Below are 15,337 nucleotides of genomic sequence, written 5' to 3'. Positions count from 1 at the left end.
TGTTATTTTAAGTTAGGCCACACTTTTATACGTTTGGAAGAAGGCAAACTTTCTACCGGTCCCACAACCGGAGACGCAGAACGCTTATTACCCAGATAGTCTTTCTCCAAGCAGAAAGGAGTACCGTCAAAGTTCTCAAATGGGAATCCGGTCAACTGGGTAATACCAAGGCGGTCGGCATCAATTCCTTTTCCTTTGAAAGAGGATAGTTCCTGCAGATTAATGTCACTAACAAGATACACTTCTCCATCTGCCGTTTCTTCCACTCTTAGCTTCGGATCGACTGTATTTTCTACCCAATCCTGCGTTTTATTTGTCATAGGCAGAGCTCCGTTAAGGAACAGATTGTTCTCTGCATAGATCGGACGTTGAGAGACATCGAACACGACCATTCCATATTTCAACTCACTGTTATCTCCACCGATAAAGAGATTGTTATAGAAGCGATGGTCGCCTTCAGTGATGGTCCGGATACCTTTCACCTCAGTTGAATGATTCAAGTGATACGGAGTGTAGCGTTGATCGTCCAAACGGTTGATATCTCCTGAGAAAATATTATGCAAGTACGCACCTCCATCAGTATTTTCCTGTATTGTGCGTGGCGATAAAGAAATGTTATTGTCTACTATGTAAGGGCCATGAGACACTTCAAAGAACAAATCCTGTGCCAAATTATCATATAACAAATTGGATGATACCCGGGCTCCCTGAGCCATCCAGTCCAACCAAATCCCATAATTACCAGATTTATGAATCCGATTGTGGTGAATATATGTATCTATCGCACCATGTAATTTAATACCGGCCATCTCCGCACCACTAAATTGCTGCTTCACTAAGATATTATAAATATGATTTCCATAGATTTCACTGAACGCAGCTCCCATACTACCACAAATACCGGTCTGTTCGCAATCGGAAATAATATTATTCCGAACGATATGTGAGCCGACATTATCCTTGCTCCAACCACGACGTAGCGTATTAAATATGACTTCGATATAATGCAATGTGCCATCCAAACGTGGATCGTTGCACTCCAGGTTATGCCCACTGGCACGTTCTTTTCCTAAGGTAATACCATTGCTACGGGAGTTTTTGATGATATTGTCTTCAATAATCCAACCTTTACTCCAATGCGGAGCGACCATACCGACCTGTTCAGCCGTCGGAGCAGCCCATTGCGTAGCTGCCTGGCTGATATGGAAGCCACGAATCGTGATGTAATTCAGTCCTTCACGAGTCGGATAGAAGCAGGTAGGGCGAACTGAAACCTCTACTATCTCCTTATTCGGATCAACGTTTCCAAAGTTTGCATAAATAGTTGTATTGTTAGCGTCCACCTCTGCAAACCAAACATTCGTACATCCTTGCGGATCACGGATTGTCCGCAGTGTATCCGGCGTAAACACCTTATCCAAACTAAATTCTTCATACAGTGAAACATCGTTCAGATAAACATCTCCCGTATGATGAACCCGCTCAGACCAGAGCCAGTCACCGAATAAACGGTCGTTGAACGGATTATAATTTCCAAAGAATGTATTCGGCAATACGACTTTCCATACGCCTTTGCCTTTCTTCTCTTTTTTCCAGCCCGTTACTAATTCCGAGCCCTTAATTTCTGCTTTTTCACCATCGGCTACCCGATACAGGATACGTTTCCCTTCCCGTTCCCCACCACTCAGCGGATTCACCCATTCACGATAAGTTCCGTTATGAACCGTAACCGTATCTCCCGGCAAAGCCTTCTGGGCAGCCCAGTTAATTGTTTTGAAAGGGGATGAAACATCACCGTTATTGGCATCACTTCCTTTTACCGACACATGATATTCTTTGGCTGATAACATATTTCCGCACAGACAGAACATCGAGATGAAGCATAGTATCTTTTTCATGGTTTAAATATTAATAAGTATCACATCTTTTTGATGTCGCAAATATAAAGGCAGCTATTCCCTTTTAAAATAGCAAATAGCTGCCTATTTCGTGGATTATTATTGCTTTTAATAAAGCAGATAAGAAGCAGGGGCAAATCCATCCAACTGAACTTTAAACGTGCCGTCCTGTATCTTGACTGGCTGCCCGCAGGGAACACCTCTCAAATTTACCGGTTGTGCCACTCCGTCTTTTCGAATTGGCAAAGAGACTTCACAGAAACCACTTTCTCCGGTCTCTTCCCAAAGACGTAACAGCTTGCCTTCACCATCCGGATTGTTGCCGTAAGCAGTAACAAGTACCCCTTTGCGTGATACTTTTACTCCTTCTTTTGTTACAGGCAACTTGCCGCCGGGACAGGTTGCAATGCCAACTTGCAATGGCAGACGGGTTTCCCAAGCCGGAATAACCAGACCGGATGCATCGTCTGCACTCGCCCGGTTCACCCATAAACGTACTTCCGTAGTCAGGTTGCCATTCCAAAAAGAGGTAAAGTTGGTATTCCAACGATTATTAAACAGATTAAAATAAACATGCGACTGAGGGTTCTCATATTTATCCGCGAAGTGCATAAAGTTCAGATCACCCAGTTGAAAAGCCGGAGCATCCAAAGCACAAATGCCGATCGAATACTCCTTATCCTTTATCATCAATCCTGAGTTCGACCAAATGTAATTGAATTGACTACCTTCTATCAGGTCTTTGGCCGGATCTATCACCGAACCCAGGCGACCGATACGATATTCCGGTTCCACTGTCCGGAAAGGAAATGCGATCCATCCGGCTTCCGGCTCTTCAGTGGCAGGTTTGTTTACTATTGACAATTTGATATCGATATAGGGGATATTTTCATAAAGCGTCACCTTCAGACCGGCTGTATGCTTTTCCTCCCCAACCGAAACAGGCGGAACAAGGATCGCCTGAATAGATGATTTATGATCTTCCACATACAACTCCATCCGACGGACAGATTCATGTACTCCTTTCGTCCGGTCGTCGAGGTAAGAACTCTTGCCGGTGATGCGGTAATGCGAATTCTTATAGCCGTCGTAAATATACTCTTTCAGATATTGCAGCGATTGTTTCTTGTCATAACGTTCATAAACATATGTGCCAAAACCGTCTTTGGCACGAGAGTCTACTAGTTCGCGGTTGTTCACCTTATCCCAGATACTCTTTATGCAACCACGCGACCGGTCAAACGTTACCTTATACCACTGGTTTTCGATAAAGCCTGCACGTTCGTCACCCTTCAATGTAATTTTTTCATCAGCCGGAGCCTCATTGGTCAAAACGTATGTTTTATATCCATTCGCCGGAATATCTTCAACACAGAATGTACCCAGTCGTTTCGAATCGGCACCATACACCATCAGTTTATGAATACGGTCGGTACCCACTTCTTTTACGTAAGCATCCCGGATAGAACCTTGTGTAGGCAAAGCGAAGTCAACCCTGCCACCACGCTTCCACGGCAGCGGATTGTAAACCACAAAGCGGAAGCCATCCTGTGCCACATTTTCAGCTAAGGTGTACAGTTCATTTTCCAACTCCGGACGTAATGCCTTTTCCGCATCCTCGATATAGCCGATATGCTCTTCCCACGATTCCACCATGCGAGCGTAATTGGGAATCAAACCGGAGACATAGTTCTTATGCCATTCCTTCCCCACCAATCCGGGGATGAAATGCTGGTCTGCCAACCCCCAGGTATGTTCACCATACATCAAACTTTTGTCGTAGATATAAGCCATATCCTCATCAATCTCATACGGGATGATACCCCACTCCCTGCCTTGCGTATGCAAAGTTTCTAAAGCCGGTATCAACGGGCGTATCCGGCGAGCCTTTTGTGTGGCCTGCGGGTTCGACATCACACCGTGTACCCAACTGTCGGACATGTCTCCCCGTACGACAGGCAGTTCCGGATTCTCAGCCAAAATAGCATCCGCAAAGTCAGACATCTTACCTATATGTATTTTAGCTTTCGGATATTTTGCTTTGATATGTGCAATCACCTTCTCCACCTCTTCAGCGGCAGGAGGTCCGGCATTGTCGCCTGCATGTACGAACGTCAGCCACGCCTTGTGCTTCCATTCTTCGGGAGGGAATACGCCACCGCCGTATCCTTCTGAAAACATCGTCAGCACTCTTGAACCGTCCGGTCCTTCCCACCAGAACAAGGTTGGAACCTGTACCACACGGTTAGTCGGGTTCGAGCCGAAATGAAAAAATTTGATTCCCGCATGATGCAGAATTGTCGGAAGTATCCAGGTGTGTCCAGGCACATCCGTCATCTTTCCATCGGTAGGAAGCGGCAGGTTATATTGGCGCGCCAAAGAGGAAGCATATCCCAAGCCACGTACCAGGTCTTCCACTTCCAATGTTCCCGTATGTGTAGTGAAAGGGAGGGCATGCGTCACCAGGTTACCACTTTTCAACTGATGTTCAATACGCAATCGGCGTTCGGGCGACTGTCTGTCCCACAACATTTGCTCCAGAGGCCAGCCGGGAACAGTCCAGGCAAACTGAGTATCCTTCAACTTGTCTGCATTCTTATCCATTACATCCATAGCCTTGTCGATCATGGATGTACGGTATTCATGTACCACATCCCGCGCCAATGCCGAATAGCCTATGTCGAAATGGCTCTTAAACACTAAATAAAAGGTCATCTCCTGATTATTTACTTGGGAAACCTCATCATTCTTATGTTTCTTATAATTATCAGCTTGCGCATAAAGCTGACCGGCAGACAAAGAAGACAGGCAAAGAAGTGCCACCGATAGTTTTAATAATTTCATACAACTTTCTATTGTGTTTATTCATGAGTCATTTCAAAAAGAAGCTCGCCCCCCTGTAAGACTTCCTCAAACGTAATATACGTCCGGTCCAGAAGCTGACCGTTCAAGAAGACCTTGTCTACATAAATATTCTTTTCCGACAAGTTGTTAGCTTTGATAACAAAGTTTTTTCCCGAAGAGAGTTTGATTGTTACCTTCTGAAACAAAGGGGCACCCAGTTCATATTGTCCGGAAGCCGGATTCATCGGATAGAAACCTAACGAACTGAAGACATACCAGGCACTCATCTGTCCGGTATCTTCATTACCGCAAATACCTGCCGGGGTATTATTATAGAGAGTAGTCAATACCTGATTGACATACTTCTGCGTCTTGTCCGGACGGCCTACCCGGTTATACATATAAACGGTATGATGCCCCGGTTCATTGCCATGTGCATATTGCCCGATCAGTCCGGTAATATCACCGGAGACATTCTCTCCGCGCAATTCGGAAGACATGCCGAAAAGCGTATCCAGTCGCGCCTCCAATGCCTCCTTGCCTCCCAACAAGCCAGCCAGCCCTTCCACATCGTGAGGGACAAAGAAAGTCCATTGCCAACCATTGCCCTCACAATAATCATCCTTGCGATGAGAAGAAGCCAACGGATCGAAAGGTGTACGCCAGCAGCCATCCTTCAACCGTCCCCGCGCCAGCAAGGTGGTCGGGTCAATCACATTCCGATAATTGAGCGATCGGTTCGAAAAGTAAGCGGCTTCCTTTTGTGCACCGGTTGCTTCGGCAAAACGGGCCAGTGCATAATCATCGAACGCATACTCCAACGTACGCGCCACCGACTCCATCTCCATATCGCAGGGAACATATCCGTATTTTTTATAATTCTCCAATCCGACAAAATAGCCCATGGAATAGCCGCACGTATCTTTCATAGCCGATGCCACCATAGCTTCCAACGCCAGCCGGGTATCGAAACTGCGAATGCCATTCAAATAGGCGTTTGCTATCACCGGCAACGAATGAATACCTGTCATCTGATAATTCTCAATGCCCCACAACGTCCATATCGGCAACTGTCCGGCATATTTATAATGCTCCAATAACGTCCTTATATAATCATTTGCCACTTCCGGATTTAACATTGCCAATAAAGGACAAGCCGCCCGGAACGTATCCCAAAAACCGACCACACCTCCGTAATAATCAAAACCATCGGTTTGATGAACCTGCCAGTCCGGCCCTCTGAAACGATTGTCTACGTCCGACAACAGGAACGGATACAGCATGACATTATGTAAAGAGGTATAGAAAAGTTCCTTCTTCTTCGGGTCGTCAGTCTCTATCTCTATTTGTCCCAACGTACGGCTCCAAGCATCGAAAGCCGATTTCCTGATATCCTCGAACGTCTTTCCTTTTGTTTCCGACAACAAATTAGCGGCAGCCCCTTCCATGCTCACCGATGAGAGTGCCGTTCTGACTTCCAGTTCCCCCTGTTCATCTTCAAAGGTTAGTAGCGTCTTGACATTGCGTCCCTCGGCAGAGGTGGTCTCCTCGACGCGTCGGTCGTCTACATACAAGGCACACGTTTTGATGGGTGAAGAAAAGGTAGAATAGAAATAGACCTGTTGCTTCGGTGTCCAGCCATTTGAAAAGCGATAGCCGCGAATCGTGTACGGGTCGACCTTCTCAAACGCAGAGGCATACACCGTATCCACATCGTGCTCGGCTTGTATGGTACAAGCACTTTCAGAACCATACTTTAAATCGACAATTACCGGCATTTCCCCCTGGGATGCATACTTGTAGCGTTGTATCCCACACCGGCGGGAAGCGGTCAACTCTACCGTCAATTGCTTATCATACAAATTGACTGAATAATAGCCTGGTTCCGCCTTTTCCTCCTGATGCGACAAAGCCGCCTGGTATTGTTTAGAGTACAATTCATCCTCGCCTGTCGGCTGATTCAAGGGTAACGGCATAAACAAGATGTCCAGGAAATCTGCACATCCGCCTCCGCTTTTATGCAGATGGCTGAATCCTAAAACAGTCGGATCGTCATAATGATAGCCTGCACCATAAGGACGCGTATCCGCACCAATCTGCATCATGCCGAACGGTACGGAGGCGACAGGAGACACCCTGCCCTCCCAAGCCGTACCAATCCATTTATTTACATAACGGTTATTCGAATCGGCAACCTCTGTGCATCCTGTAGTCAATAGTCCGCAAACGCATCCGCCAATCAGTAGCCATAACAACTTTTTCATATCTATCTCCCTATTTCATTCAATCAACCTATACTTTATTCTTCTATCAGGAACCAGGACACACCCTGTGCCTTTATCGAAACCGGCAGCAGTAATTCACCTTCCCGGTTCAAAGAGAAGTTCTGTATGCTTCCGTCTGAAGAAGTGACCGTAGCCTTGCCCTTCAAGCCCGTATAATACAGAGGCAGACGCATCTCTTTCGTGATATCCCTGTCAGTCGGATTAAACACAACCACCATGCCTTTATGACGGATGAAAGGATTCACATGCATCATGCAATCCAAGTCGCGGCCGGTCGGGCGGCTGACGTGGATAATATCAGAAGTCAATATGTCGCGATATTTCTTAAACCAGTTGATGCAACGAGACACCATCTGCTTCGTCTCCGGCGTATCATACAAGCGATTTCCACGAATAGTCAGATGGCAACCGCTTCCCAGGAACTGCATCAACTGCGCTTCATAGCGATCCAAATTGTCGCAAAGAGGCTCCAGGCCTACGCGCGGATCATTCGTATAGAAGCCGACCAGCTGTAAGGTCATCCATCCCATAGTCGGAATCTTATGCCAGGTTCCGTCATAGATATACTGGCGGCCTAACAAGAGCTGCTGTTGCGGAGTCAGGTTGGCACTGGCTTCACGGTATCCCATTCCGGTAGAGTTTTGTCCGTTGAGGAAATACCAGTCGGGAATAGGGATATACATGCCCCGGCGTTGCAGTTCATGAATGACCTCCACCTGCGTTTTCCATTGCTGCCACTGCGAATCTTCCAACCGCGTATGGTGTGGATGAACGGTTGAAGCACACGGATCGCCATGGTACGGTCCATCCATATTATATGTCATAAATCCGGTCTTATCGAAGAACTCCCACATTTTCGAATAGTATGTATCTTTCCACTCGCTGGCAATGCAGACGCTCTGTCCGAAAAGGCTACCCGGTTTTCCTGTTTCCGGATGAACGCAATCCACCTCGGCACCTCGCCCGCGAGAGGCAACCTGCAACTCGTAGCCACCCATCACGATACCACGCTCTTTGGCGTATGTCGCCACTCGACGCCACAACTGCACATAAGCCGAATCCAGGTTGTCATGACTGACACCCGGCCAGGCTTGAATATCCAGTTGTTCAAGTCCCAGTTCGGCAGCCTGGTCGATCTGTGCTTTCAGCTTCGTTTCATCGTGCGAAGTAATTCCGGCAGAAATCAGAGACTCAGTTGTCTGTGGAGCCAGCTTCTTATACATCCGGCGATGTCCGAGCGACTGGCGTTCGCGGTCGTCGCTATCCTGCAACAATTCGAATGTGATATATGATTTGAAGGGAGCCTCTTTATTTACTTTCGTATAAGGCCCCATCGGCAATTTGCTCAGTAATAAGTTATGATGCGGGAAACCGAGGAACTTATCTTCTGCCTGATTATGACTGGCCCAGGTATTATAGTCTTTGTCGACCGTCCATTTGGTAGTGGAGCTGCCCACGTGATAAGGTTTGGGAGTTCCGGCGTAATGCATCAACGCACTACCCTCTATATCCGCATTCACCAACGCAAAGGAGAAATCACTCTCCACATGAAGACGCTTCACCTGATCCTGGTTGACAGCCAGCACTTCACACTCCATCTCATTCAGCAACACTTCCTTTTCTCCTTCATTAATCACCTCAATCCACTTGGCAATCACAGGCAAGCCCTGATAGATTTCATAGTTGACCTTCACCTGTATGTCTTTCACATCCACCATACTTTCAGTCGGCACGAAGGTCATCTCCATGCGCAAGCCCTTGGCAGGCCAGTCTGCCGGAACGGCATTATATTTCGGAGTCCACGGATAACGCATCAGCGGAAGGCCGGTTTCCACTTTCTCCAGTGTAAACGCCAGGTCGGAAGCCTCCATTTCCGTATACCAACTATCCAATAGATAAGACAATTCCGGCTGCCCTTTTAATCCGCCGACTTCATACCACACGCTGTCAATGCAAACACGTGCTTCCGGCTTCACCGCCCGTAAAAACTCAGCCTCATTCGAATGATTCTTATATCCTACGCAGGCAATATTCTCACCGACATAAAAGGTACGGGAAACTAACCCGTTATTCAACTGTAAATTGGATGTCAACCCATCTTCCGATTTCTGTACATACAAACAGGCCGGTTCTTCTACCTGACTGATTAGCCAGTCTTTTTCCTGACGAACATCGGAGAACTCTGTAACAATCTTCTTGCCCGCACTCTCCTGTTCCAGTTGTTGCACCAAGGAACGGCGTTCGGCCAAGCGTTGTTTGCTTGTCTCTTTTATCTTTTTATAATCCAGCAGGAAATCAGATTCGGGATTGAACTTTCCGGCGGCGAACGTGCTGTATCTCACTTCATATATTTCACCGTAAAAGGCCTCTTTTCCCTCTTCCGAAACGGCAATGGAGAAATGAGGAGCCATGGCCTTGGTAGGCTTGAATGTCCCGGTCTTTTTCCCGTTCATCCAGACAGAGCCCTTTCCATCTTCCACCACCATAGCGAGATGCGTCCAGGCGTTATTGGACACTTCGCCGATTTCAGCACGTCCCGTACCGCCGGAAATTAGATACCAATGACCTTTCTGATGCGTAAATACATATCCTTCCTTGGTTGTACCATTGGATAACAAGACCTGTTCCTGCCCTTCGCCTTGTGTATGCTGGCGAGGCTTTACCCATATTTCCAATACCTGATTGTCGGCCGGAGAACCAATGGCTTCTACCTGTTTATATCCGTCGCCATTGCCGTTAAATAAGATTCCGCCTTCTCCCTTCATTTTCTTGTCGCCGGGCGCATCGGCATAGAAGACGGGGCGGCCAACGGCCATCAATTCGCCTTTTCCGGCCAACGGCGTTAACTTTTCCGGGGCCACGGCATAGGTTACATTACCGGATTTTCCAAAGTTGTAATGCACGATGGGGGTTACTTTCGCTTCAGCCAACAAATACAGGGCCATCAACACTGCTACCATCGTCATTCTTTTCAAATTCATAGACTTTTATATTTTTCAGATTAGACTTAAATCAATTATTACTACAACTTGTTTATATAATAAGACACTTATTGTCCTGAAAACATTTAGACAAAAGAGTTAAAAAACACAAATAAGATAAATTTCCATACTACTTTTGTCAAAATATCTTTTTGTTATTCTACCCTCTATTTCTTTGTCCTCTACGTATCTATCATCGAACACGGACTGAAATAGGCTACTGTTGAAGGGTTAAGGATTATCATTTCGACTGTTTTAATAAACTACTAATAGTCATTTCGACATCCGAAACAGAAAGTCCTGGCTACCAATTAAAAAAAGTAACCAAGATACAGATCTTTCAATAACAAAATGTCAGTTGTAAAAGCATTGTATAAAAAAGGCTTTTAGAAGAAAAAAAGATGATTTTTCCTCTTCTAAAAGCCCTTTTTAATCATTGTACTCCGGAAAAAGAATTTTCCTCGGAGGCATTCGCGATCAGCTGGGAGCTAATTTCAATTATCTGGGACTTCAACACCAACCAACTGGGACTTCGTCGCAATTATCTCCGAGATAATCTCAATCAGCTGGGACTTTATCCGTATTATCTGGCAGGTTTACTTCACTAAACAACTTATCAGAGTGGTATAGCCCCAAATTGCTGTTATTAAAAGAAGCTATAAAGTAACTTTTATCCAATAAACAACACTGGTTGGAAACAAATTGGACATTTGTCATCAAAATAAAAAAATGAAATTAATAATCATTATCACAGGAAACCTTACCCCTTATTGCTACACAAATCAAAAGAACGAACTTTCTTGTCATTCTCCATTTGGTAAAGTGTCCAGCCGCTCTTGTCGGCTTTTGGCTCCAAACGCCAGCTGAGTGCCGAGTTTTGCAACATCTTTTTAATGTAAGTAGGGAAAGCGTCGGCACGACGAGCTTCCTCCCAAGTACGGATAACGTTAAAGATGGCATACTTTTGCGGACAACTTTCCACGTCTTTCTGACCGATCTTGAATGCGTATGTACAACCATAACCGACAGCCGTAGCCTCGATATGTTCAAAGTCCTCTACAGTTGACTTCTCTGTGATTGGGAAATTACCTCCAAATGACGACGGAAAGAAATTGGCATAAGTAACATCACGCAGGTCTTTACCCTGACTGGTTGTACTACCCCAAACACGTTTATCCACATCGTAGATGTTAAGACCGCCACCCACATTCCAAATACTTTGATAATGCCAGGAACCTTCCGACAAAGTTGCTCCCGTAAAACGTATATCCGGCAAACCATACTCTTTTGCTTTCGCAAACATTTCCCGAAAGAAACGTTTCACGCCATACGAACCAAAACCTGTATGGAAATAAAATTCTTGTCCATCATAATCGAACATCCCCAATCCACTATTCTTACATATATCGGCATAGTGTTTGGCTATTTCGTCTTGCAATTCCAGGTTCGGAATCAATCCTGCGTATGCTCCCCCCACAGCCGGTTGAAGTTTATCCACAGCATCACCTTTGCCATGAGTCGCAGCCTTGGTTCCCCAATAACCGCGTGTAACATTCATCAAACGATACGGTTTCTCTTTGGTAACTCCCAAATAGTGAATCAACTCCTTACCGATCTTCACCATATTCAATTCCGGACTATGCCCTTCCCAGCAAGCTATTTCTTCCAAATGGGTAGGATCATCGATATAAACCAGCGTGTCCGTTTCGTTCAAGTCTTCCGTCAAGAAACGACGATGCAAAATACAGATACTGTCCGAAGGAACCGGGCTACAATCCTTCGTGCCAGGTGCCATTGAATTAGATATGGAGGTACGCCCCAAAATCAAGCCATCCTTAGCCAAAAGATCGGCATATTCACGGGTTGACAAATCCTTATCCGTAAAATGATAACGTTTATTTTCATGGTTCGGACCGTCGATGAAACCACCATTTCCCCTGTCAGCATGCAAGAAAGGCTGGTCATAGGTATGAATCACTTTCAATCCCATCTGTTTGGCATACGAAGCCACACTATCCATCAAACCACCGTAGGTACATATATCCGGCATGAAGTTGGTCGGATCTTTTACCCACTTCCCTTGAAAGGTAGGATAAGGCAGCCCTTCATTCAATACGATGTCCTGAATGACTTCCATCAAAGCCGTGCTGTCGGGGCTCCCCCACAAAGCGATGGACGAGCCGATGAAATCCACTCCGGGAACATCCTGACGCATCATGTGGTTAGGTTCGTTATTTTGGAAGATAGGATTACCCTCCGGAGAATAGATCATCTTGCCTTTTCTGCGGTCACGCGAATGATACCGGATATTGATTCGACCGTTGCAATCAACAAAAGCCGTTGTTCCATATAAAATACGGAAATACGGTTCTTTCCGGTTATAAAAAGCCACATCATTGATGCCGTCACCACCCATCGTAAACTGTTGACCCTCATGTAAAGTAAGCGGCAGGGGATGATTCACAGGATCAGGCGTATGAGCGATATAACCCGAAGGTCCCGTTTCAGAAGTAAAACGTGACTCTCCACCAATAGTATTATCGTCCAATGCCAATGCGCCAATGGCATAACCTACTGCCACCGACGTATCACGTGCCACTCCAATCATTTCACCTAATAAATTGGTGATATTCGTATAGTAATTTCCCCACTGTATACCGTCAACACCATTGCGAGGCTCCAAACTCTCCAACTTCAGTTTGAAGTATTTTGTCTTCTTATCCAGGCTAACCGTAGCCACAGAGCCATTCTCATATTCCAACCGATACTTGCCTCCGCTATAACTTGCCTTTTGCGGATAATAATAACGTTTCAAGTCTTCATCATAAAGAGACAACAGGGGCGACGGCTGGTCTGCCGGACTGAAATTACGACTTTCACGTGTCAAATTCCACATACCGGTAATATACCCTCGGTTATCTATATCGATGCCAAAACGATCTGTTTTGAACGAACGGGATCCACCCGCTCCGCAAGCTGACAACAATACCGCCATTGCTGCCAATGATACTAAATTCTTCTTCATTATTATTGTTTTAATTCATAAATTACCCACAGAGAACTATCCTCACTTTTTTACGCGATACTCTATCGTCTTACCCGCCTTCACCTTTATCTTCTTCCAATTTACAAAAGCAACGCTCGGTAAAGGTTTTGCTGCATCAGCTTCGCTCTCGCTCAAGACAGATATTTCTGCATCAAAAGGAGTTGTATTAGTGATCGACAGTAACATCTCACGATCGTTACCCTTGACAAGCTTGACATCCATATGGTCGAAAGCATAAAAGAGATTCTTTTCCGGACGAATATAGATACCGGGCAACTCCAATGCCATCAGACAGCCGTTCAACTCGTTCCAGCCATTGCCACCTTCACCACCCAGACCACGGGTGCCGCGCAACTCGGCATCACAATAGGTCAAGCGTTCGCTGATAAAGCCATTCGAACGGATTCCCTCTACATAAGCATGCCAAATATCGTGTAACAGTTCGGCATAGGTGAACTCGCCCGTTTCCCTGAAGATACGGAACAAGGCATCCGCTGAAGAAGTACAGAAACCGGGAGCTCCGTGCTTGTTTTGCGTGCTTGCCCATACGGCACCGGTCATGGGAGTTTTCAGTTGTCCCAACTCCGTATCTTCCGGTAAAACATAATCGAAAGAGACCGTCCAAGTGGCGCATAAATGAGCGGCATCGCGTGCCCTTGCCAACCAAAGCGGTTTGCGAGTCAACTCATAAAGCAGGTTACAAGAGGTCAGAAAGGCTACCGCCGTTTCCGAATCAGCATTTTGAAGGATGTCGGCACAACCGCCGGAGGTAAAGCCAACCAACGAGAAGTTTTTATAATAGGCATCCCCGATCTGTTCAGCAACAGTCAGATACTCCGGTTTGTCGTAATATTGCGAAGCCAATGCCAGACCGGCCACGGCCATGGCACCACTGGTCGAATTGTAGACTTCAATGTCGCCGGTTTCTACATTCACATAGTTACCCAACTCACCGTATTTGTTCCAGGTGTTCACAAAAGCGTCTGCCAGGCGCATAATGCTTGCTTCCCATTCGGGGTTGATGGCCTTCGGACGGTTTTGCGCCTTCAGTAACATGAACTGCTTCACCATCCAATACAACACATCGGCTGTTTTGCGTGTCAAGTTGATTTCCGGCGTATCCTTACAACCATCACGTCCGAATACTTTTCCGTCCGACCCCAGTGTACCGTAGAAATAACCGCTTTTCCCCTGAGCACGGGGCAAGGCAAAATCGAATGTGTTTTTCACTCTTCGCAAATGTTCCGAATCGCCCAACGCCAACATCGGATAGGTATTCATCAAACCACCGATCCATCCAAAAGAGATCCAGTCGGCATTCTCCGGACAATAATATTCCCAATTGTCGCACACCAGATAACGGCGGTCGATATTGAACGTCATCAGACGCATGATCTCACTGGCGGGCTTCAGATTACGCGGATGATTTTTGCCCGTCTGCAATTTGCGCACCTGCTGGAAACGCTCCAACGCCATCGGCACGGAGGGGGCATCGAAGGCAAACAGGCGAATACGCACTTTTACCTCTTCCCCTTTCCGGAACGAAAGTCCCCGATCCGGACTCTGGCTGAAGCCGATAAACTCCGGCTTCTTTTCACGTACGCCCGGGGCACTGACTACCAACGAAGCAGTAGAACGATCCGGACTTTCTTCAATAATCAAGGCGTGATCATAGATTTGTCCCTGTTGCTCTATGCCTTGGTCGGTCAGCAGGACATATCCTTTCTGCTGCGCACGTTCCAGCCAGACAATGGCCGGAGAGGCGGCATTATTGACCAATACTTCCAATTTGGAAGGTGCACCGAACTCCGGAGACAGCTGAGGGATCGGGTTAGAAGTCAAAGCCAGGTCGGCCTTCCGGTAGTCCGTCTTGTCGAGGCCGGTAGCATACGGGCGGTTTACGATGCGCTGCCGGTTGCCGTTGTACACACAAGCCGGAATCATGACGTAATTGTCGCTACTCCAGTTGTAACGGTCGAAGGCAACAGCCACACCGGCTGATTGCAAGGCGCGTTTCGCCTTGAATGTGTATTCATAGACATATTGTGTGCCGTAAGGTGTGATATGTCCTTCGGAATCTCCTGCCACACTCACTTCCCAATTCGGAGAAACGGAGGTGATTTCCTCGCATTGTTGCAACAATGCCTTATCATACGTACACTCCAACAGGCGGATTGCGTTTCGAGTATTTGACTTGTCCGGTAACCACGATGTCCGGTTTTCCGCTCCTGCATGAAGGGTTATCATTGCGCTAATGGCAACTAATACAATGTTTTTCATCAC

Annotated in this window: 7 protein-coding genes; 1 reads left to right on the top strand and 6 read right to left on the bottom strand. The window is 46.4% G+C overall.

All coding sequences use genetic code 11. The features are described from left to right. Positions 1-2: 2 nt before the first annotated feature. From P3L47_RS10530 to P3L47_RS10515, 4 genes are all read right to left on the bottom strand, one after another. Positions 3-1,898: a right-handed parallel beta-helix repeat-containing protein gene (locus P3L47_RS10530; RefSeq protein ID WP_277783579.1), complete on the bottom strand. Its 1,896-nt coding sequence runs from the start codon at positions 1,896-1,898 to the stop codon at positions 3-5. A gap of 108 nt (positions 1,899-2,006) precedes the next feature. Beyond that, entirely contained in the window at positions 2,007-4,742 is a 2,736-nt protein-coding gene (locus P3L47_RS10525) for a glycoside hydrolase family 38 N-terminal domain-containing protein (protein ID WP_277783578.1), read from the bottom strand. A gap of 17 nt (positions 4,743-4,759) precedes the next feature. Beyond that, positions 4,760-7,006, bottom strand: a complete 2,247-nt coding sequence (locus tag P3L47_RS10520; RefSeq protein ID WP_277783577.1) for a GH92 family glycosyl hydrolase — start codon at positions 7,004-7,006, stop codon at positions 4,760-4,762. Positions 7,007-7,041: 35 nt separating this feature from the next. Next, entirely contained in the window at positions 7,042-10,008 is a 2,967-nt protein-coding gene (locus P3L47_RS10515) for a LamG-like jellyroll fold domain-containing protein (protein WP_277783576.1), read from the bottom strand. A 401-nt stretch (positions 10,009-10,409) separates the two neighbouring features. On the opposite strand from P3L47_RS10515, the gene P3L47_RS10510 reads away from it, so the two are divergent. Beyond that, positions 10,410-10,616 carry a hypothetical protein gene (locus P3L47_RS10510; RefSeq protein ID WP_277783575.1) on the top strand — a complete coding sequence of 69 codons (207 nt, stop codon included), beginning with the start codon at positions 10,410-10,412 and terminating at the stop codon, positions 10,614-10,616. 152 nt (positions 10,617-10,768) lie between these two features. Here the strand turns inward: P3L47_RS10510 and P3L47_RS10505 are convergent, their stop codons facing one another. Both P3L47_RS10505 and P3L47_RS10500 read right to left on the bottom strand, forming a co-directional pair. Then, a complete protein-coding gene (locus P3L47_RS10505; protein WP_277783574.1) occupies positions 10,769-13,033 on the bottom strand; it encodes a hypothetical protein in 2,265 nt (754 codons plus the stop codon). Positions 13,034-13,075: 42 nt separating this feature from the next. Beyond that, a complete protein-coding gene (locus tag P3L47_RS10500; RefSeq protein WP_277783573.1) occupies positions 13,076-15,334 on the bottom strand; it encodes a glycoside hydrolase family protein in 2,259 nt (752 codons plus the stop codon). Positions 15,335-15,337 lie beyond the last annotated feature (3 nt).

The organism is Parabacteroides chongii, assembly GCF_029581355.1.
Classification (GTDB): Bacteria; Bacteroidota; Bacteroidia; order Bacteroidales; family Tannerellaceae; genus Parabacteroides; species Parabacteroides chongii.
This window is presented reverse-complemented; position numbering and strand designations above follow the sequence as displayed.

Coding starts and splice junctions, on each gene's coding strand:
- P3L47_RS10530 (WP_277783579.1), bottom strand. CDS start 1,898: ATGAAAAAGATACTATGCTTCATCTCGATGTTCTGTCTGTGCGGAAAT.
- P3L47_RS10525 (WP_277783578.1), bottom strand. CDS start 4,742: ATGAAATTATTAAAACTATCGGTGGCACTTCTTTGCCTGTCTTCTTTG.
- P3L47_RS10520 (WP_277783577.1), bottom strand. CDS start 7,006: ATGAAAAAGTTGTTATGGCTACTGATTGGCGGATGCGTTTGCGGACTA.
- P3L47_RS10515 (WP_277783576.1), bottom strand. CDS start 10,008: ATGAATTTGAAAAGAATGACGATGGTAGCAGTGTTGATGGCCCTGTAT.
- P3L47_RS10510 (WP_277783575.1), top strand. CDS start 10,410: ATGATTTTTCCTCTTCTAAAAGCCCTTTTTAATCATTGTACTCCGGAA.
- P3L47_RS10505 (WP_277783574.1), bottom strand. CDS start 13,033: ATGAAGAAGAATTTAGTATCATTGGCAGCAATGGCGGTATTGTTGTCA.
- P3L47_RS10500 (WP_277783573.1), bottom strand. CDS start 15,334: ATGAAAAACATTGTATTAGTTGCCATTAGCGCAATGATAACCCTTCAT.